This window comes from Zhongshania sp., from assembly GCF_029212375.1.
In the GTDB taxonomy this organism is placed as follows: domain Bacteria; phylum Pseudomonadota; class Gammaproteobacteria; order Pseudomonadales; family Spongiibacteraceae; genus Spongiibacter.
In genome coordinates this window covers 243,780-262,703 of the sequence record NZ_JARGNU010000001.1, presented here as the reverse complement: position 1 = coordinate 262,703, position 18,924 = coordinate 243,780, and the positions used below count along the sequence as shown (strand labels likewise).

The 18,924-nt window shown below is 49.7% G+C and carries 17 protein-coding genes; 2 read left to right on the top strand and 15 right to left on the bottom strand.

Translation table 11 applies throughout. From position 1 onward, the window contains the following. Position 1: 1 nt before the first annotated feature. From gspD to P1U47_RS01100, 5 genes are all read right to left on the bottom strand, one after another. On the bottom strand, positions 2–2,149 hold the full coding sequence (gene gspD, locus P1U47_RS01120; protein ID WP_301026671.1) for a type II secretion system secretin GspD: 2,148 nt from the start codon (positions 2,147–2,149) through the stop codon (positions 2–4). Further along, entirely contained in the window at positions 2,146–3,018 is an 873-nt protein-coding gene (gene gspC, locus P1U47_RS01115; protein WP_301026670.1) for a type II secretion system protein GspC, read from the bottom strand. The genes gspD and gspC overlap by 4 nt, the downstream gene beginning before the upstream one ends. Before the next feature lie 177 nt (positions 3,019–3,195). Continuing rightward, complete coding sequence (locus tag P1U47_RS01110; RefSeq protein WP_301026669.1) at positions 3,196–3,366, bottom strand: DUF3012 domain-containing protein; 171 nt, start codon at positions 3,364–3,366, stop codon at positions 3,196–3,198. A 92-nt stretch (positions 3,367–3,458) separates the two neighbouring features. Then, positions 3,459–3,632 (bottom strand): rubredoxin, encoded by a 174-nt coding sequence (locus tag P1U47_RS01105; RefSeq protein ID WP_301026668.1) that lies wholly within the window; start codon positions 3,630–3,632, stop codon positions 3,459–3,461. A gap of 167 nt (positions 3,633–3,799) precedes the next feature. After that, on the bottom strand, positions 3,800–4,564 hold the full coding sequence (locus tag P1U47_RS01100) for a hypothetical protein (RefSeq protein ID WP_301026666.1): 765 nt from the start codon (positions 4,562–4,564) through the stop codon (positions 3,800–3,802). 128 nt (positions 4,565–4,692) lie between these two features. On the opposite strand from P1U47_RS01100, the gene P1U47_RS01095 reads away from it, so the two are divergent. Then, entirely contained in the window at positions 4,693–5,661 is a 969-nt protein-coding gene (locus P1U47_RS01095; protein ID WP_301026665.1) for a tRNA-dihydrouridine synthase, read from the top strand. Between the two features lie 24 nt (positions 5,662–5,685). On the opposite strand, the gene P1U47_RS01090 is transcribed toward P1U47_RS01095, so the two are convergent. The 4 genes from P1U47_RS01090 to P1U47_RS01075 form a co-directional block, all read right to left on the bottom strand. Further along, the gene (locus P1U47_RS01090) at positions 5,686–6,162 is read right to left on the bottom strand and encodes a DUF2505 domain-containing protein (protein ID WP_301026664.1); all 477 of its coding nucleotides are present in this window, start codon (positions 6,160–6,162) and stop codon (positions 5,686–5,688) included. 95 nt (positions 6,163–6,257) lie between these two features. Then, positions 6,258–6,668: a DUF6691 family protein gene (locus P1U47_RS01085; RefSeq protein WP_301026663.1), complete on the bottom strand. Its 411-nt coding sequence runs from the start codon at positions 6,666–6,668 to the stop codon at positions 6,258–6,260. After that, positions 6,665–7,105 (bottom strand): YeeE/YedE family protein, encoded by a 441-nt coding sequence (locus P1U47_RS01080; RefSeq protein ID WP_301026662.1) that lies wholly within the window; start codon positions 7,103–7,105, stop codon positions 6,665–6,667. Before P1U47_RS01080 ends, P1U47_RS01085 begins: the two co-directional genes overlap by 4 nt. Positions 7,106–7,324: 219 nt before the next feature. Continuing rightward, positions 7,325–8,842 carry a DUF3336 domain-containing protein gene (locus P1U47_RS01075; protein WP_301026661.1) on the bottom strand — a complete coding sequence of 506 codons (1,518 nt, stop codon included), beginning with the start codon at positions 8,840–8,842 and terminating at the stop codon, positions 7,325–7,327. A gap of 355 nt (positions 8,843–9,197) precedes the next feature. On the opposite strand from P1U47_RS01075, the gene P1U47_RS01070 reads away from it, so the two are divergent. Continuing rightward, complete coding sequence (locus tag P1U47_RS01070) at positions 9,198–9,674, top strand: Lrp/AsnC family transcriptional regulator (protein WP_301026660.1); 477 nt, start codon at positions 9,198–9,200, stop codon at positions 9,672–9,674. 38 nt (positions 9,675–9,712) lie between these two features. Here P1U47_RS01070 and P1U47_RS01065 read toward each other — a convergent pair whose 3' ends face one another. The 6 genes from P1U47_RS01065 to aceF all read right to left on the bottom strand — a co-directional run bounded on the left by P1U47_RS01065 (position 9,713) and on the right by aceF (position 18,921). After that, the gene (locus tag P1U47_RS01065) at positions 9,713–10,468 is read right to left on the bottom strand and encodes an SDR family oxidoreductase (RefSeq protein WP_301026659.1); all 756 of its coding nucleotides are present in this window, start codon (positions 10,466–10,468) and stop codon (positions 9,713–9,715) included. A gap of 250 nt (positions 10,469–10,718) precedes the next feature. Next, positions 10,719–11,786, bottom strand: coding sequence for a transglutaminase family protein (locus P1U47_RS01060; protein ID WP_301026658.1), 1,068 nt, complete (start codon positions 11,784–11,786; stop codon positions 10,719–10,721). Further along, complete coding sequence (locus tag P1U47_RS01055; protein ID WP_301026657.1) at positions 11,783–14,314, bottom strand: circularly permuted type 2 ATP-grasp protein; 2,532 nt, start codon at positions 14,312–14,314, stop codon at positions 11,783–11,785. The genes P1U47_RS01060 and P1U47_RS01055 overlap by 4 nt, the downstream gene beginning before the upstream one ends. 221 nt (positions 14,315–14,535) lie before the next feature. After that, positions 14,536–15,468 (bottom strand): alpha-E domain-containing protein, encoded by a 933-nt coding sequence (locus P1U47_RS01050; protein WP_301026656.1) that lies wholly within the window; start codon positions 15,466–15,468, stop codon positions 14,536–14,538. Next, complete coding sequence (locus P1U47_RS01045) at positions 15,465–16,952, bottom strand: circularly permuted type 2 ATP-grasp protein (protein ID WP_301026655.1); 1,488 nt, start codon at positions 16,950–16,952, stop codon at positions 15,465–15,467. The genes P1U47_RS01050 and P1U47_RS01045 overlap by 4 nt, the downstream gene beginning before the upstream one ends. Before the next feature lie 334 nt (positions 16,953–17,286). Then, complete coding sequence (gene aceF, locus P1U47_RS01040) at positions 17,287–18,921, bottom strand: dihydrolipoyllysine-residue acetyltransferase (protein ID WP_301026654.1); 1,635 nt, start codon at positions 18,919–18,921, stop codon at positions 17,287–17,289. Positions 18,922–18,924: the final 3 nt, after the last annotated feature.

Genomic DNA, 18,924 nt, shown 5'->3' with positions numbered 1-18,924 from the left:
ATCAACGTGAAGCCTCGGTCACACTCACTAAATCTGCCTTGGCACAATCGTCCTCCGCCTCGCAATTCACATGAAGCGTGCGTTCGCCACGCTCGTCTTCGCCTTGAATCTCGCTGCGTTTATCTAAGGGCGCATTACCACGTTTTTCTACTGCTTCTTCAGCCGGTGTCATCGGCGGCGGAACAGGTTTATGGGGCAGAATATCTGCCGGTGAGGCATCCATACCCGTCCACTCGGGCAGCACCGCAAGATCGGTAAAGGGGAATAGATTAATACCCTGCTCGGCTTTAACCAATTGTTCGGCCCGGATAAAATTGTATTTACGAGCACTTAAATCAGACAAAGTAGCCTGATCGCGAACAATCGTGGGGCGAATAAACACCATTAAATTACGTTTTACTTTACTGGTGCTATCTGAGCGGAACAAGCGACCCAAAATGGGTATATCGCCCAACAGTGGCACTTTTGCTGACTGCTCGGTAATTTGATCATCGATCAAACCACCCAGTACAATGGTGGCACCGTCGTTAACCAGCACGGAGGTTTTAATGGTGCGCTTATTGGTTATAACGTCGGCAGCGTCATTTGATGGGCTCAAAGAAGAAACTTCTTGTTCAATATTTAACTGTACCGCATCGCCTTCATTTATCTGGGGCGTGAACAATAATTTAATACCCACTTCTTGACGGCTAATCGTCTGGAAGGGATTGGTATTTGTTGAGCTGGACGTCGAACCAGTGATTACAGGAATTTCCTGACCAACTAATATAGACGCCTCTTCGTTATCTAAGGTCAACAAGCTAGGTGTAGACAAAATATTGGATTCTGAGTCGCTGGCCAAGGCGGTTAACAGGGTCGCAAAACTAAAAGCGCCGTCTTTGAGTTTTCCCAAACCAATAGCAGCACCGCGAACGCCACTCGCCGCCGCCGCAGCCACTTCTTCACCCGCCAACAGACTAATAATACCAGGTGTACTGCTACTACCTGAGGCACCACCGCCAAAGTTAATGCCGCCAGCAGGTTGATTACCGCCATTGCTGCCCTTAAATAACCACTGCACACCCAGCTCTTTGGCGCGATTATCTGACACTTCGATAATAATGGCCTCCACCAACACTTGGGCGCGGCGAATATCAAGATCGCGAATTACCGATAGCAAATCAGTAATGATATGGGGGCTGCCTGACATCACAATAGAATTCGTTTGCTCGTGGGCCTCAATATTTATCAATGACGAGGAAGCACCACCTGCGGCGGGACGGCCAGCGGCCTCATCGCCTTTTACGATAGTATCGCTAATACTTTTTAGCACAGGCGCCAAATCAACTGCTTTTGCATATTTGAGGTATTGCACGCGAATATTAGACTGGGTACTCACCTCGCTATCGAGATCAGCTACCAAGCGTCGCAAATAGCTGCGCGCCTCATCGTCACCAAATAGAATTAAGGTGTTAGTACGCGAATCTGCCGCCACCACTGGCTTAGACGCGCCACGTTTGCGGGTCTGTTGGGACAGTACCTTGCTAAGAACACGCTCGACTTCTTCAGCAGAGGAATTCTTTAAAACCACCGTTTCCATCAGCTGTGAATCGACTGAGTTGATGGCATTAATAATCGACATCAAGCGCCGAACATTGGATTCACGATCGGTAATAAGAATAATATTGGAGTCAGCATAGCTGGTAATAACACCGACTTTGTTGTCGACCAACGGCCGCAGCGATTTCACCAATTCATCGGCATCGGCATTTTGTAGCTGGGCAATTCGCGTAATGATGGATTCACTGCGGCCGGTATTGCCACGGCCAAGCTGAACTTCAATACCTTCTATTTTTGCAGCTTGGTTGGGAATTACCTTGAGAATGCCGTCGCCAACTTCGATCGCCGAATACCCTTCGACACCAAGCTGCAAAAGAAATATTTGGTAGAGTTCTTCTGCATCGAGTTTGCGGTGACTCTGCACGGTGATTTTGCCCTTCACCCTGCTGTCTACAACGATTGTTTTGCCCGTTAACTTGGCAACGGTATCAATAAACTCGCCAATATCGACATTTTGCATATCCAGTTCAAAGCGTTCGGCCAGGGCCGTGCCCGACAGGACAAAAAGCAAACTAATTGCGATACTGATTTTCAAAAACATGGATTTCATAGATCAAATCTTTTGGTGAGTATGGTGTCTGCGCGTTTTATCAGCAGTTCATAGGAACTGGTGTTTTCCATCATTTTCATTAATTCTTGTGGCGACATATCGGATAGTGATTGCCCATTAACCGATAACACCACATCGCCGGGTTCTAGGGATAGCTGAGAAAACAAACGACCATCTCGGCCTGGCTTTACTGCATAGCCTGTTACTTTGCCATCGTCCATCACCGGATTCACTGAAAAAAACCGAACTAACTGCAAGGGACTATTTTGAACAGTGTCACGCGGGTCGCCAACTAATTCGCGAATACCCGGCGTGGTCAAATCCACGTTTTCGGCATAACTCGCACGAGGAGCCCCCGCCCCCGCTGCTCGCAAGCCCGCCGCAGCGACCTTTTGATCCAGCTCTATTTTTTCTTGCTTACGATTGTTTTCAATAATGATGTGGTCAGCCAATACCGCCAAAAGAGTAACGCTACCTGGCACGTCGATTTTCTCGCCGATGGCATAGGCCTTGGTTTGGCTGCCATGGCGTAAAACGGCTACACCGCGCTCATCATTGCCCGCCACCAAGCCAGTTACCGTGATTTTTAATGCGCTGCGGCGAATGTCCTTTTGGATTTCGGCCCCTGTAACTGGGCTGCTCGGCCTAAGTCCAAATAATGGTACCGCTAGGAGACTCTGAACATCGTATTGTTGGGTAGCAGTATTCGTACTTGGCTTATCTACCGCGCCGGCAACCGGCAACCGCACTTCGCGAAACATTCCTGCCAATTGCCAGCAAAGCCCTGCCAACGTCGCCAACAACACCGCCGCCAACAAAGCCGTCAACCATTTGGTCAACCGAGGGGAAAACAGTTTAATTAATGTCACAGACTGATCCACGTCTCAGACTTTCCCCATCAAGGTCACGAAGCGCCGAATACTAGCCGAATTATATGACATTTTTCTTACAATCTTCCTTCGTAATCATTGAGGGCCTAAACACCGCGCAACAGCACTCGCTTGATGAGTACTTCAGCAAAAAACACGTGAACTACAAGCCCCACCCTATTTAAACAGGCAGTTTGAGCCGTAATCTTTGGTTTCTGTCATAGTCCAATCGCCTTTCGGCTTGTTTTCCATGCCCGCACACCAAGCGTCACTACCAATTTCTGGCGCGCAGGCAGTTATCAAGGTCACCGACACCAATAAACCAAATAATGTTATTGTTTTCTTCATGGCAAATCCCTAGTAACACATATATTTACTGAGTGTAACAGAGGGTCATGCCCGCAAGCACGACCCACCTTTCAATTAGTCGGAAAAAGCGCTTAGGCTTCAACCATCTCAAAATAGATTTTACCAATACCACAGTCTGGGCACTCCCAGTCTTCAGGCACATCAGCCCACGCAGTACCTGCGGGGATTCCGTCATCAGGCCAGCCCTCAGCTTCGTCATACACCAAACCACAAATAACACATTCCCACTGCTTAAATTCGCTCACACAACTCTCCTTCAAAAATCCTTCGCGCCTGCCAATCACGCCCACTTAAGCTGCCCAATATACCGACTGGCAACTAAACCGAGACGTATACTATCTAATTAACGGGCGAATTATTAGCGCCACCGTCGACAAGATGCGTATTTTAAAGCAAGTATCGATCCAGCACTTCAATACCGCAATAATAGTACCCGATCGCGGCCATCTCTCTCTAAGGTTAACGCCAATTGATTTCGCTCTGACAAATCAGCATAGATGTCTGTTAAGGCCTCAACAGCCGACAGCGCAACACCATTCACCGCCTTTACGCGATCACCTGCTTGCAGCGCTAACAAATTGAACAACACTTTGTCCTCGCCCACCGCCAAGTAATAGCGTCGCCCACCAGTGACGTCGGTTTGAACTTCTAGCTTTATTCGGCCACGCAGAGAAAGCGGGCGCGTGTAGAGGCGGTGGCGATAATCGCCAAGCAACGCCACCACCGCAGGGTTTTGACGCAAATCAATTATCGCTGGCGAACCCACGCCAATTTCGGCGTCACTACTTGGCCGCACATTGATTTCATTATTCCCAACTGCGGCGTCGGCTAAACTCAATAACGCGTAACTGCCACAATTATCGATTAGCACGGCATCTGCAAATAGCTCACTCAGTCGCACACAAGGCGGCAATAGCTGCTCGGCTGCGCGCACCTGCAGCCGCACCCCATCGACATAAACAAAGGCATAGCGCCCGCCCTCATCGACCGCAAGTGTCTGCAAACTCAGTGTGCTTTCTATATAGGGGTATTCACCAAATAAATCTGCATTTTCAGCATTAAAAATCAGCGCCTCTTCGTTCACCGCGTTTCTCGCTGGCGATTGCCACGCCATTAGCGCAAGCAGCGCCCCTGTTAATACGCCAAATCCCAGTGCTTGCAACCCTCGAAACAACACACCACTCTCCTATTCAACACGCGCTATTCTAACCAATTTAGGTCTTTACGCAGTAAGTGGCTGCCTAGATATTTTTCACCGCAGCCACCACTGATATACAATAGTGCTTTTGCGCAACGAACCCTGCTATGGAACTACATCTCGCGCCGATGGAAGGCGTTGTCAACGCCCGTATGCGCGCCTTAATCACCGCAGTGGGTGGTATAGACCGCTGTATAACGGAATTTGTTCGGGTCAGTGATCAATTGCTGCCACCCAGAGTATTTCATCGCCTCTGCCCAGAGCTTGAGAACGGCGGACTAACCCCCAGCGGGGTGCCAGTGTACATTCAATTACTTGGCGGCGAACCAGGGCCTATGGCAGAAAATGCGGCGCGGGCTGCAAGTCTAGGCGCCCTAGGCATAGACACTAACTTTGGCTGCCCAGCTAAATGCGTTAACCGTCACCGCGGCGGCTCGGTATTACTCGACGAACCTGAACTTTTACACCAAATAGTGAAGGCCATGCGCGCGGCGGTTCCTGACAATATTCCCGTTACCGCAAAAATACGCCTGGGCTTTAAAGATGCCAGCCGCTTGCGTGACATTGTCACAGCCATAAGCGAAGCAGGGGCCAACGCACTCACCATTCACGCCCGCACTAAAGAAGATGGCTATAAACCCCCAGCGCACTGGCAGCAATTAGCCCAAGTACACGATCTTACTACAATACCGATTATTGCCAATGGTGAGGTGTGGAGCCCTGCGGACTACGCCCGCTGCAAAGAGCAGAGCCTGTGCAGCCATGTCATGCTTGGCCGCGGCTTGCTGGCTAGGCCAGACCTCGCGCTCGAAATTAAGTCGCGATTGCGCGGCGAAGATTATCAACGGCACGACTGGCGCACCATAATGAAACTAGTGGAGGCACTTTTTGAAGACAGCTTAATGAATTGCGCGCCACGTCATGTTGGCGGGCCAATTAAGCAATGGCTCGGTTATTTACGCCGTGAATACCCAGAAGCACAACAACTATTCGAACGCATCAAGCGACTTAACACTCCAGCTGATCTCAGTGCAGCTATCGGAGAACACAGCAGCCATTTAGCAATGGCTGCGTGAGTTTACTTAACGCTATTTTGGGTATCAGCCAGACAATTTACGCTTTAAGTAATTAAACTCTTCAACAGCGCCAGCGTCAGTTTGTGCCAAAACGAATTTTTCTACTTTACCACCGACAAGTGGGATTTTAGCCTTACAGTGGTGAGCAACGACATACTCACAGCCAGTAGGGGTAGCCAATAGCGAACATTTAGCACCTAACTCAACCGGCTGCCCCTTTATTGTAATTGATAAGATACCGGCCCAACCATCGGCTTGCCGTTGCCATTTTTCAACAAAGTCTAAAGTTTGCTTGGCATTAAAAATTCTAGCCAGCACCGATGGCAAATCGCGAACCACCTCTCTGTGCATACGAACAGTAACTTGCTCGTCACCCTCGTCAACGTCACAGTCGGCACTCAACTCACCAAGCGCAACACACCGCTCCACCCTAAAATCAGGGTCGCACAACAAGGCCCAAACTTCGTCTACTTCGCAGTCAAACTGACACTTCACCGCCATATCGCGCCCTCTATGTATTTATTAATCTTATTATTTAACTGGCTCACTTCGAGGACTAGCTTACCCCAATGTCGATATGGCGACTATCAGTGAATTTACCTTTCAAATACAAAGCGATGCACGAGCATACCGGCAAACATGGCTAGTAAAAAAGCAAGGAACGGCGCGGCACCGGTGAGCAAAGCGACCAACGCAGGCGCCGGACACAAACCGCTCAAGCCCCAGCCAACACCAAACATAACGGCACCCAACACCAGCTTAGCATCGACATCTTTCTTAGTTGGCAACGCAAAGACCTCTGCAAAGCGCGGCCTTTGCCCCTTAAGCACAAAGAAAAAGCCAGGTGTTGCGATGACTAGCGCTGCGCCCATAACAAAAGCTAAGCTCGGATCCCAGTTACCACTGATATCCAAAAAATTTTGTACCTTGGCAGGATTTGCCATTCCCGAAATAGTGATCCCCGCACCAAATAAAGCACCGGCAAGCAGTACAATTAAGCGACTCATACACCCTCTCCCAACAAATGGCGAATCACGAATACCGTAACCGCACCACTGGCCATAAACACCATAGTCGCCACCACGGAACGCAGCGAAAACCGAGAAATACCACACACCCCGTGACCAGAGGTACAACCACCCCCCATTCGCGTACCAAGCCCCACTAGCAAGCCAGCAGCAACCAACACGGGCATGGATGCCACGCTCTGCACCCCGACAAGCGCGCCACTAAAATACGCCGCGACAATTGCGCCAAAGAACAAACCAGCCAAAAAACTCAACCGCCAGCTACGCTCGCCACCAGTTTCAGTTAAGGCCCCAGCGACAATGCCCGAAATACCGGCAATTCGACCCATCGACCACATCAGCAAGACCGCGGCGCCACCAATTAAACAGCCACCCCCTATCGCCTGCCAAGGCGTAAACATCGTACTTACAACCATATCACTCACCCGTTAACCTACCCAATGTTCAGCGCTGTTTAATGAGAAGAATTCAGTCACGCTTACAGCCTCAAACTATACCCCTACCAGTATAAATATACTACTTATGCTTTCGCCGCACCAACGCCATAAAGGCATAAAACGTGCTCATAGCAAATGCATACCCGCCAAAAACAAAAAAGCCTGCAATTGCAGGCTTTAAATAACAATTACATCACGCTACGCGCTAACATTATGTCGAGTCAGCTCCGCGCCAAGATGATGTGGCTTAGCTCTAGCCTTAGCCTTAGCCTTACCATTTGATAAACGACTAAACTCCTCCTCTTCATAAAGCTCTAAAATTTTCGCGAGCTTGCGGCTTATCTTGGTGCTGGCACGGATCATTTCAAGCTTAGGCCACGTTGCCCGCTCGCCTTCAAGAATATAAAACTGTAATTCCTTGGGCGTTAGCTCGGTAAGCAGCTTGCGCGGGTCGAAAAAGCGGTATCGGGGAATAATGTTGATATCGCCAGTGTATTCTTGATTGATCACCGAATAGATAATATTACTCATCCGGCGCACGCGAGGTGAGTTTTTAAAATATTTCCGCGCCACACTGCTACCAACCTTAGAGACCTCTTTAATAGTACGACCACCGAGCTGTCGCAGGGCCGTTATTAAGCCGCTATTTTCGGTCTTCGAGTCGTGCAGCGCCCAAAGTACAATTGGATTGGTTTGGCTAACAATAAAATGATTCACCCCATATAAACGCGCCAAGCGCTTAGCCGGCAAATCGTCACTGACTGAGCCGTCTATCCAGCGCCGCGTAGCCAAATAGGGCTGTGGGTGACCGTGAACATTTTTTGCTTCAAGCATCACAGGGGGGTATATACCGGGAACCGCGCAAGAGGCCAATACCGCTTTGCGAATATACACATTGGGTGACGCAATCGCATTCAGTAATCGCGAGGTTTGATGTACATCAGAGGGCGAAATCGAAATATTGATATGCCGGCCCGTCATTTCAAATGCTTCTTGAAACGTAACGTCGGGTATTAATTTAGCAATTTTCTCTTTTAGCAGCTGGTGATTAATTCGCGGTGACGATTCCGAAAGCCGGCCATTTACGAGCTCAACCTCTGCCAGTAAAACTTTACGCAAATTATCCGCATCCAGAAAATGCTTTAACTCTGTGTCGGTACGGGTACCCAATACTGCCGCAATCATGGAGCCGGCACTGGAACCTGAAATTACATCTGGGAGCAGATCCTGCTCAACCATCGCCTTAACAACGCCAACGTGAAAATTGCCTAATACCGCGCCACCACTAAGCATTAACGCCGATTTGCCATAGCATTTATTGGCGCGGCGGAAAAAATCCAAACGCTCAAGAAAACTGGGATGATCGGAATCAAGCTGGGCGAGGTGATCTAAAGAGTCGTTAATCGCATCCACATAGTCATGCACTAACTGCTTAGTGCCGAACTTTGCGCGCGCATACAATACCGGCTTGCCCATACCGCCCATATTGCCGTGAATCCCTTCATTTAACGAAAAGAGTAAGCCAATATTGTCGTCGTTTTCTCGAAAGTACCGTAACCGTTCCAAACGGGAGCGAATTGAGGCGTAATCGTAAAGACTGGTTTTATCGACCTTTTTCCAATGCTCGCGACCGGAACAGCGATCATGCTCTTTTGCCAGCGCCTTCCACTCTTCGTAGCTAGTTGCATGGCGCAGCTTATCTTCCAGTTTCTTCACATTAAGTCCTATTCAATTCGATACTGTTTAAAGCATCAATAAATCGTAATATCACTCTAATCAATCATTACGACACTGGCTATAGGTGTTTCTAAGTAATTGCGACCATCTGGCTAGCGTGCCACACATGCAACCAAGATTAACGAATTTTGCCGACAAATACGACATCTCAACTGCAAAAGCCGCATATTGACGGTGTTAAACGAATGAAAATAGCTTGCGATATCACTATTTACACCTAAAGTGAATGGACGCCTAAAAAATCATCAAAAACCAAGAAAAATGAATTAGTATCTTCTATATTTACGTTAAATAGGTATAGAACACACCTAGCAACCTAAACCAAAGGTTTCTAATGAGTAGCGATTTAAACCGCCAAGACATCAACATTCTCAGCATATTGCAGACTGATGCCAGCAAAACCTCCAGTGAAGTCGCCGACATTGTTGGCATGTCGCAATCACCCTGCTGGCGGCGAATCAACCGTATTGAACAGGATGGTCTGATTCGCAAGAAAGTTGCCGTGCTAAATCGCCATGCACTAGGAATGGATTTAGTTGTATTTGCCACCGTTAACCTGACCACCTCTGGACGGCAAAATTTAGTTGAATTTGAAAATGCAGTGAGTAATTTTGATGAAGTGCTAGAGTGCTACACCATGACGGGAATATGGGACTATATGTTGAAAATAATTGTTAAGGACATCCGCAACTATGAAAGTTTTGTCCGTGACCGCCTACTCTCCCTTAGTATGATCCGCGAGCTGCACTCCCATATTGCAGTGACTGAAATCAAGAACACCACTGAATTACCGCTACACAGCCAACTTTAATGCGCCACAAGCCTTAACCAGCGCCTAAGCAACGCAAATTAGCGTATGAATGCCTGCCCGCCATCGACGGGCAAGGTATGGCCGGTGATATAACTGGCATCAGGCCCGCACAAAAACACCACCACGCGGCCGATATCCTCTTCACAATCGCCCACCCGCCCCAAGGGAACTGAGCCGAGAAACTCTTCAACGTCGTCGCTGCCACTCTCCACCCAGCGGCTCATTGCCGGCGACATAGCCAAGGGCATAATACAATTCACCCGAATATTATCTTCACCCCATTCACAGGCGGCAGCGCGACTCAGGGCACGAATTGCTTCTTTAGCCGCAGCGTAGGCCCCAAAGCCGGCAGAATCGGGACGCATGGCCGCCGAACTAGCTAAATTGACGATACAACCATCGCCCCGTAAAAACGGGTAGCAAGCTTTCATTAAACGGAAGGTCGCTAGCGGCCCAGAAGCCATGCCTTCTTGATATTCCTCATCACTCACTTCCAATAGGCGCCCAAGGGGGATGATTTGTGCGTTATTCACCAGAATATCGATGCCGCCAAACTCATCAACAATCTCCATTACCGCCGCGTCGATATCCTCGGCTACCGTCACATCACAGACAAAGGCCTGAGCTTCACCTCCGCGATGGTGAATTTCCGCGCAGGTCGCCTCCAACTTTGTTAAGTTGCGCCCCAGCACTGCAACCACCGCACCCTCTGCGGCAAGGGCAAGCGCAATACCGGCGCCAACCCCCTGACCACCGCCAGTAATTACCGCTATTTTATTCTCGAGAACAGCCATCTTACCCACCCCACTCACCACGCCCACAACGCATTACCTTAGACACTTGCCGTCACACCAAAATGACCTGATTACGAAAGGCATCTCATTCAGAATAATAGTCGCCAACAGCAAACTATCCACCACTTCGCATTAAAGATTAAATGCAAGCGTGTATTTAGGGCCGCAGCCGTTAGCCGGCCAAGCCTTAAAGGTGAACAACGGCAAACTACAATCGCTCTACAAGGACTTAATACTGTAGCCTTTGCCCCTAAAGCAAGTTGCGCGGTGGCAATTGTGATTGGGTTTGAGTCTGTAAAACTTGAGTTTGCAAAACCTGAGTTGATGTTTGTATTGCCTGACTCTGAGCCTGCTGGCTTTGCGCTTGCTGACTCTGATTTTGCTGGTTTTTCCCTGGCATATCGCCCGCGTTCGCTGCAAACAAAGCTCGCTCTGCTGGCGATTCAACCCGCGACACATCTACCGCAACCGATAAAACCTGTTTACCGCCGCCGCCAAAGACAACCCCTTTTAAGGGCGTAACATCGGAATAATCTCGCCCCCACGCGGTGGTGATATGCTGATCGGCCGGCATCACGTCGTTGGTTGGGTCAAAGTCTTGCCAGTCATCGCCGGGAATATACACCGAAAACCACGCGTGAGAAGCATCGGCGCCCGCTAATTTCACTTGGCCAGGCGGCGGTAGAGTTTCAAGGTATCCACTCACATAGCGCGCAGCAAAACCCAGCCCCCGCAGTGCCCCAATCGCTAAATGGGCAAAATCTTGGCATACCCCTCGGCGACTGGCCATCACGTCTTTCAGTGGCGTGGCCACGGTTGAAAAACTAGGATCGTATTTAAAATCGTTAAAAATCCGTGAATTCAGTGCGCTTACCGCCTCGAGGAAGGGCCGCTCTGGGCTAAACAAATCGCGGGCAAAATCACTCAGTTCTTTGCTCGCGCCAATCATTGGAGAATCAAAGCAAAATTCAGAGGCTTTAATATCCTCACTATTACTGCCATTGAGCAGCACCGAGCGAACCTCGGCACAAGTGATTCCACCGCTGAGTAAGCGCGGCTCAGAGGGCGCAATTTCCACTTCGCTGTCAACAATGACCTCCAAGCTACGATGCGGTTTTTCCACGGTAAAATGGCACACCACATTACCGAAATAATCCACTCGTTTAATCTTGCTGGCCGGCGTTGGTATTATGCGAATATCGCTAAAATTTATCCGCTGACCATTACACTCGCGCGGAATAAGATAAGCGACGTTATAGCCTTGGTTCACTTGATCGGCGTATTCGTAACGTGTTGAATGTCTGACTCGGTATTTCATTCCAATCCCCTGCCGCTCATTTCAACAGGCTGCGGCCCCGCAGCGTGATCGAAGTAACGATCTGCCAAAGCTTGCGACGCCGCTTTAAGGTCAGCGTCAAGTTGAGTGAGTAAATCACCCAATTTGGCGTGCTCACCCGTACTTGGATCGCGCACCGACAATTCATCCAAACGCGTCATCAACAAGGTATTGGTCGCCCTTAAAATACAGCGCATATCCTCACTTAACTGGATACTCTTATTGGGGCCAACCACCTCGTCTAAATGATTACGCAAACTTTCGAGTTGGAACATCACCGAGCGCGGGTTCTCACGATCAAATAACAATAGCTCCATACCCTTATCTAAGCGATAACCGCTGCGATAATAGCGCTTGTATACAATACGTGATTCCAAACTGGCCAGCACTGGCTTCAATAGAGACACATTTTGAGCATCCGAGACATTTTTCACTAGCGTCCGGCTAAGTAATTCGACCGTCTTCTGCGCTCGCTCTAAACGACGCCCCATCTCCATAAAGCGCCACGCCCGCCCCCTAACCATACTCTCTTGGCTAAGACCTGACAGCGCCAGCAAGCTGGTAATCAGCGGGTCAAGCAATTCATCGGGGGCCGCTTGCAAACTACTCTCTAAATTTTTGTTCAAAAACTCCATGCCATCGCGAATATCATTTACTAAGCGCAACATGTCGTTTGACAGCAACTCCTTAACGCCATCTGCCGAATGCAGAATGGCTTCCAGACAGTGGGCTATGCTGCCTGGCCGACCGCGATTGGAAACAATATCTAAAAGCTCGTGCTCTGGCGCGTCAAAATCTGCTGCTTTCGCGGTGAATCCCGGGTACGTACCGGTGACATGGGTTACCGAGCGCAATAGTACTCGCCGACTCTCTGGCGACAGTGGTTCGATACTATTCAGCTCTTCAAAGGCCGTTCGCACTAAGCGCAATCCCGATTCTGCCCGCTCGGCATAGCGGCCAAACCAAAACAGATTATCGATAACGCGGCTTGGCAAACTAAAGTTACGATCCAGCGCTTGCGCCTGTCTCGCTAGTTTTTCTGGTTCAAAAACACTGTCTTCAATTTCGGGCTCAGAAGCCAAAATCCACGTATCTTTACTGCCACCACCGTACTGACTAACAATGTGCTGGGTGTCTGTATGGGTGCCTATTTGGGTCAGCCCGCCGGGCATTACCGAATAAGAGCTACCACTGGCCACCGTGAAACCGCGCAAAACTAGGGGTCGGCTGCTAAATACCTTGCCGTCTAAGGCCGGTGTTTGTGAGGGCCTAACCGCACTCTGCGCAACATAATCCACTGGATTGGCTAAAACTTTAGCGAGTAAGCTAAGCCGTTCTTCGCCGTTTAGCTCGGCAACAAACACACTGTGTCGACCAGGCACTCGGCAGGTGTGACGAATTAATAAGTCATCGAAATGGGCTTTAACGTACTCTAAATCTTTAGCATCGCCACACCACCACGTGGGCACCGAATTCAATCGTAAATCGCGTCCCAAAAAGTGGCGAGCAATGGCCGGCATATATTTCGCCAACACCGGATTTTCCAAAATACCGCTGCCCAATGGATTGGCGATAACCACCCCACCAGCTCTAGCCACTTCGGTTAAACCGGGAATTCCCTGACCAAAACTCTGCCGCGACACCACGGGGTCAGCCACACTGTCGTCAATCCGGCGCAAAACCACATCTACCCGCCGCAAGCCGTCGAGCGACTTCAGCCACAACGCGCCTTTGCGCACAGTTAAATCGCGACCCTGTACCAAGGGATAGCCTAGATAATTCGCTAGGTAAGCGTCTTCAAAGGAGTTTTCTTTAAACGCGCCTTGGGTTAAATACACCACCAAGGGTGCATCTTTGGTTTGGCTCAGTTCCGCCAGCTTACGGCGCCACTGCAAAAAGAAGTTAGACAAGCGATGCACATGAGCATCACGGAATAGGCTGGGCATAACTCGCCGTAACACTGTGCGGTTTTCCAGTGCGTAACCCGTGCCAGAGGGCGCTTGGGTGCGATCGCCTATCACCAACCACTCGCCACTTGCCGAGCGAACAAGGTCTGAAGCATGAAAAATTAGCTGATGCTCACCAGGCAGCCGAATACCGTCGCAGGCGCGCAAAAATCCAGGATGGCTAAACAACACCGCCGGAGGAATGACTTTATTGGTAATCAGGCTGCGCTCGCCATACAAGTCACTGAGAATTAAATTCAGCAACTCGGCACGCTCGCGCAGGGCGTTCTCGATGCCCTCCCACTCTTGACTAGACAGGATCAGCGGCAGTAAATCGAGATTCCACGTGTGACTGACGTTAAGCTGGCCACCAGGGCTATAACTTGCACCGTCATCGCGCAAAATTCGCTTCGCGGTGCGTTGACGCTCGATTAGCGCTTCCATGCCCATGGCGTTCATCACCCGCATAGGATAATGCCAGTGCTCGCGAATTTGGCCGTCTTTACCGACAACCTCATCGTACTGCTCATGCTGAGGGGTGTACACAAAACGATCAGTTAACATGGATGCGATGCCAAATACAAAGGTCAATGAAAGGGATTTCCCAAACGCTGGGAACACCGCTACCGCGCTATTTAGAGTTTATTCTCCAGCTGGCAACATTAATTACCCACAAAATAAACCCCCTTCGGCACCAGCAGCAAATCACGAGGACGGAAGATTACCGCATGTACCCAAGCCGAGCAAATACTCGGCCCTGTGACATACACTTATTCGCACCTCGATTAGGCGGGCTGAAACCACGTATCCTGTATGGCTGAGTGCAGAGTTATCGAGCTTTTTTCCAAGGCAGTTAGATATGCTGGAAACGCCGCCGACACGTCAGTATAGTCGCTCCCCTTTGCCACGGTATCTAGCAGAGCCGCTAAACTTTTAATAACCAGCTCATTACTAGGCAATAAATTGGCCGAATCTCGCATTCTGAGCAGCCCGCATCGAACTGAGCGCGGAAACAACTCATCTTCCAGTAAAAAGCGCGCGGCGTCATCGCCATTTACCGCTACTTTCATGGTGCGCCGATAGGGCATGGTGGCATTCAAGGTACCTAATACGCTGCCCCAAACCACATCAAGCACGTGATTGATGTCGCTTTCAATAAAGTCACTCGACATACTAGCGCCGGCTTCAAGAATACGAATCGTCATATCAGCCCGCTCTAAACTGCGGCCCATATTTAAAAAATGCCAAGCGGCATCACGGCGCATGGTATCGGCAATTAGGCCATTAATTTGCTGGCAGGTTTTTACGATTTCTCCAAGAAATTCGTGGCGATAACGCCGACTAAGTCCCTGCGCCATATGATCATTTACGTAAATTTGAAACTCGTTAACTAACTCCCAACTCTCTGGTGGCAGCATGTCGCGGGTGGTGCGAATATTCTCACGCACCATGCGCAACGACGACGCCAGCGAACTCGGATTACTGAGGTCTTCCAGTAAGAATTTCACTACACGCTTTTCGTCTTGTACCGTAAAGCGGCGGTTATATTCGGCGTGACTGCCACTAGCAATAACAAGGTTATGCCAGCTGATGCCAGTATCTCTAGGTAAATCAAAGAGCAAACCAGTATAAACCTGAATTAGTCGGGCCATACTTTCCACCCGTTCAAGATAGCGGCCAAACCAATACACACGCTCTGCAACTCGCGACAACATCATGATTTAGCCCTCCCCTCAGCCACAATCCAAGTGTCTTTACTGCCACCGCCCTGCGAGGAATTCACCACCAACGAGCCTTTCACCAGCGCCACTCGCGTAAGGCCGCCCGTGGTCACATCCAAGTCTTTACCTTGTAATACAAAGGGCCGCAAATCGAGATGGCGCGGTTCAGCCTCGCCAGGACCGGTAAGAACTGGCGCCGTCGATAGTTTTAATGTCGGCTGAGCAATGTAATTGCGCGGATTCTCTACCACCAATTTCCGGAACTCCTCGTGGTCTTTTTTGGTGGCGTGTGGGCCCACCATCATGCCGTAGCCACCCGATTCATTGGCGGGCTTAACCACTAATTTCTCTATATTGGCCAGCACATATTTCAGTTGTTCGGGGTCGTCGCAAAGATAGGTTTCCACATTGGGTAAAATTGCCTCCTCCCCCAAATAATATTCAATCATCTTAGGTACATAGGCGTAGACCACTTTATCGTCTGCCACTCCTGCACCTGGGGCATTTACCAGCGCCACATTGCCCGCCCGCCACGCGCGCATTAAGCCAGGCACACCCAAAATAGAATCGGGCAGAAAGGCTTCTGGATCCAAGAACAAATCGTCAATACGACGGTAGATTACATCGACCCGCTCAAGGCCCGAAATCGACTTCATGTACACGCAGTCGTCATCGTCCACAAATAAATCACTGCCCTCGACCAGTTCAATCCCGAGCTGCTGGGCTAAATAAGCGTGTTCAAAATAAGCCGAGTTATAAATGCCTGGGGTAAGTATGACAATTTCTGGCTGGCGTACTCGCCGCGGCGATACCGACGCCAGCATATTAAAGAGTTTAGTTGAGTAATCATCGACCGGCAGAATATTATTATTCTCAAAAAACTCCGGCAAAACCCGCTTGCTGACTTCGCGATTTTCCAACATATACGCCACCCCAGAGGGCACCCGCAGGTTATCTTCTAACACATAAAATTTACCGTCTGAATCGCGCACAAGGTCACAACCGCAGATATGCGCCCAAACCCCTTTTGGCGGGTTGATACCAACACACTCTGGCCGGAAGTTTTTAGAATCTTTAATCAGGTACGCGGGCAACACGCCATCTTTAAAAATTTGCTGTTTGTGGTACACATCGTTAATAAACATATTGAGGGCTTTAACCCGCTGCTTAAGGCCACTAGCGGTGTGCTCCCACTCTTTTGCGCTAATAACACGAGGAATTAAATCAAAGGGCCACGTCCTATCGATATTTTCACCATCAGAATACACCGTGAAGCTCACGCCCATATCGCGAACAGTGCGCTCGGCAGCAACCCGCCGACTTTCCAATTCTTCGCGGCTAAATTCACCGAGGTGTTTAACTATTTTCCGACTTGCGGGACGGGCCTTGCCCTTGTCGGTAATCATTTCGTCAAAAAAATCACCTGATGGATAACGATCCCAATCTATTCCGTCAGATTCTTCGTGTTTCTTATCTCTCATTCGCATCGTATCCAAAGCATTGTAAACACATGGCCCAACTGGGAGAGCGCCATAATGGTGCACTCCCTAGTCTTACAAGGCCACACCAAGGAGCAAAAACCACGATAAGTCATAGACTTGCCCCATTTACTTACATAGTGACTAGCAATAGCTAAGCCAAGTCGCACAACAATAGGGAGGCTCATTTATAATCACGTCCACACGCATTGACTTAGCCCCTTTCTGCGGCCCGAATCAAGTCAATCAAATCATTTGGCCAAAAAAAACCTTCTTCACTATAGTGAAGAAGGTTTTAAAAACTTTGCCACTAAAAAGCAAAACTATTATCACGGCCTCACAGTAATAGCCGTCGAATATCCGCAAGCAATTCACCCATAAAGGTAAAAAATTGCCCTGCATCAACGCCATTAATAGCGCGGTGATCATAGGATAAAGACACCGGTAGCATTTTGCGGGGCTCAAACTCACTGCCATTCCACACCGGTTTTATCGCCAGTTTAGAGACGCCCATAATTGCCACTTCCGGCGCATTAATAATCGGTGTAAATCCCGTGCCGCCAATACTGCCAAGACTAGAGATCGTAAAGCAGCCACCTTGCATATCCGCCGGTTTCAATTTGCGGTCCTTGGCCTTTTGCGCCAACTCGGCGGTTTCGGCCGCTAGGTCCAACAGGGATTTTTTATCCACATCACGGATTACCGGCACCATCAAGCCTGCGGGCGTATCAACGGCAATCCCAATATGAATGTACTTCTTGTACACCATACTTTCTCCGTCGGCACTGAGCGAGGCATTAAACTTGGGGTGCTCGCGCAATGCGACTGCAGCCGCCTTTAGCAAGAACGGCAACGGCGTTAATTTCACTCCGCGCTGCTCCGCCTCGCGTTTTAGACCAGAGCGGAAATCTTCTAGCTCGCCGATATCCACTTCGTCGAACTGAGTTACATGGGGCAAATTCACCCAGCTGCGATGCATATTCGCGGCAGTGAGCTTGTGTAATTTACTCAAAGGCTGGGTATCGATTTCACCAAACTGACTAAAATCTATCGTTGGTAGCGGTGGTAATGCTGAACCAGCGCTGGCCGCAGTATTTACCTTAGACTTGGCCAAGTCTTTAACAAATTGCTGCACATCCTCTTTGAGGATTCGGCCTTTAGGCCCCGTGCCCGCCATTTGTTCAAGTTCTAAACCAAACTCCCTAGCCAATTTCCGCACCGCAGGACCCGCGTAAACATCGGCATGACTGATTACGGTAGGTTCAGGCTTCGCAGCCAGCGCCGCTGACACCGGCGCAGTTGCGGTAGGCGACACAGTTGCAGCCGCCGGTTTAGAGATTTCTGGCGCTGGCGCTTCTGTCTCGACTTTGGCTTCGTTTACATCGGCAGCAGCCGCAACTTCCCGCTCAATTTCAGCGATCTCCGCGCCCAACTTAGCGCTGTCACCCACCTTCATGACAACTTTGGTGATCTTGCCGCTAAACGGCGACGGCACTTCCATAGAAGCCTTATCAGACTCCAACACCACCAATGAGTCGCCTTCGCTAATCACGTCGCCAACCGCAACACAGACTTCGATGACATCAATGCCGTCACTGCTGCCCACATCTGGCACTTTAATCATTTCTAGTGCCGAACTTTTTTCCTGCTTAGCTGGCGGGGCCGGTGCTGGCGCTGCTTTTTCAGCGACGGCTGACGCAGGGGGAGTCGCCTCCTCTTTCGCTTCAGATTTTGCCGCCTCAACCTCAAGTTCAAGAATAACGTCACCTGCTTCGACGGTCGCGCCCTCTTTAAGGCTAATGCTTAAAACCTTGCCCGCCATGGGTGACGGAATCTCCATTGACGCTTTATCTGATTCTAAAACCACGAGCGAGTCTTCTTTGGCGACCACATCGCCGACCGCCACACACACCTCAATAACATCAACACTGCCGCCACCGAGGTCAGGAATTTTTACCGTTTCTTTAGCCACAAA

Coding starts and splice junctions, on each gene's coding strand:
- gspD (WP_301026671.1), bottom strand. CDS start 2,149: ATGAAATCCATGTTTTTGAAAATCAGTATCGCAATTAGTTTGCTTTTT.
- P1U47_RS01110 (WP_301026669.1), bottom strand. CDS start 3,366: ATGAAGAAAACAATAACATTATTTGGTTTATTGGTGTCGGTGACCTTG.
- P1U47_RS01095 (WP_301026665.1), top strand. CDS start 4,693: ATGGAACTACATCTCGCGCCGATGGAAGGCGTTGTCAACGCCCGTATG.
- P1U47_RS01090 (WP_301026664.1), bottom strand. CDS start 6,162: ATGGCGGTGAAGTGTCAGTTTGACTGCGAAGTAGACGAAGTTTGGGCC.
- P1U47_RS01085 (WP_301026663.1), bottom strand. CDS start 6,668: ATGAGTCGCTTAATTGTACTGCTTGCCGGTGCTTTATTTGGTGCGGGG.
- P1U47_RS01080 (WP_301026662.1), bottom strand. CDS start 7,105: ATGGTTGTAAGTACGATGTTTACGCCTTGGCAGGCGATAGGGGGTGGC.
- P1U47_RS01070 (WP_301026660.1), top strand. CDS start 9,198: ATGAGTAGCGATTTAAACCGCCAAGACATCAACATTCTCAGCATATTG.
- P1U47_RS01065 (WP_301026659.1), bottom strand. CDS start 10,468: ATGGCTGTTCTCGAGAATAAAATAGCGGTAATTACTGGCGGTGGTCAG.
- P1U47_RS01060 (WP_301026658.1), bottom strand. CDS start 11,786: ATGAAATACCGAGTCAGACATTCAACACGTTACGAATACGCCGATCAA.
- P1U47_RS01055 (WP_301026657.1), bottom strand. CDS start 14,314: ATGTTAACTGATCGTTTTGTGTACACCCCTCAGCATGAGCAGTACGAT.
- P1U47_RS01050 (WP_301026656.1), bottom strand. CDS start 15,468: ATGATGTTGTCGCGAGTTGCAGAGCGTGTGTATTGGTTTGGCCGCTAT.
- P1U47_RS01045 (WP_301026655.1), bottom strand. CDS start 16,952: ATGAGAGATAAGAAACACGAAGAATCTGACGGAATAGATTGGGATCGT.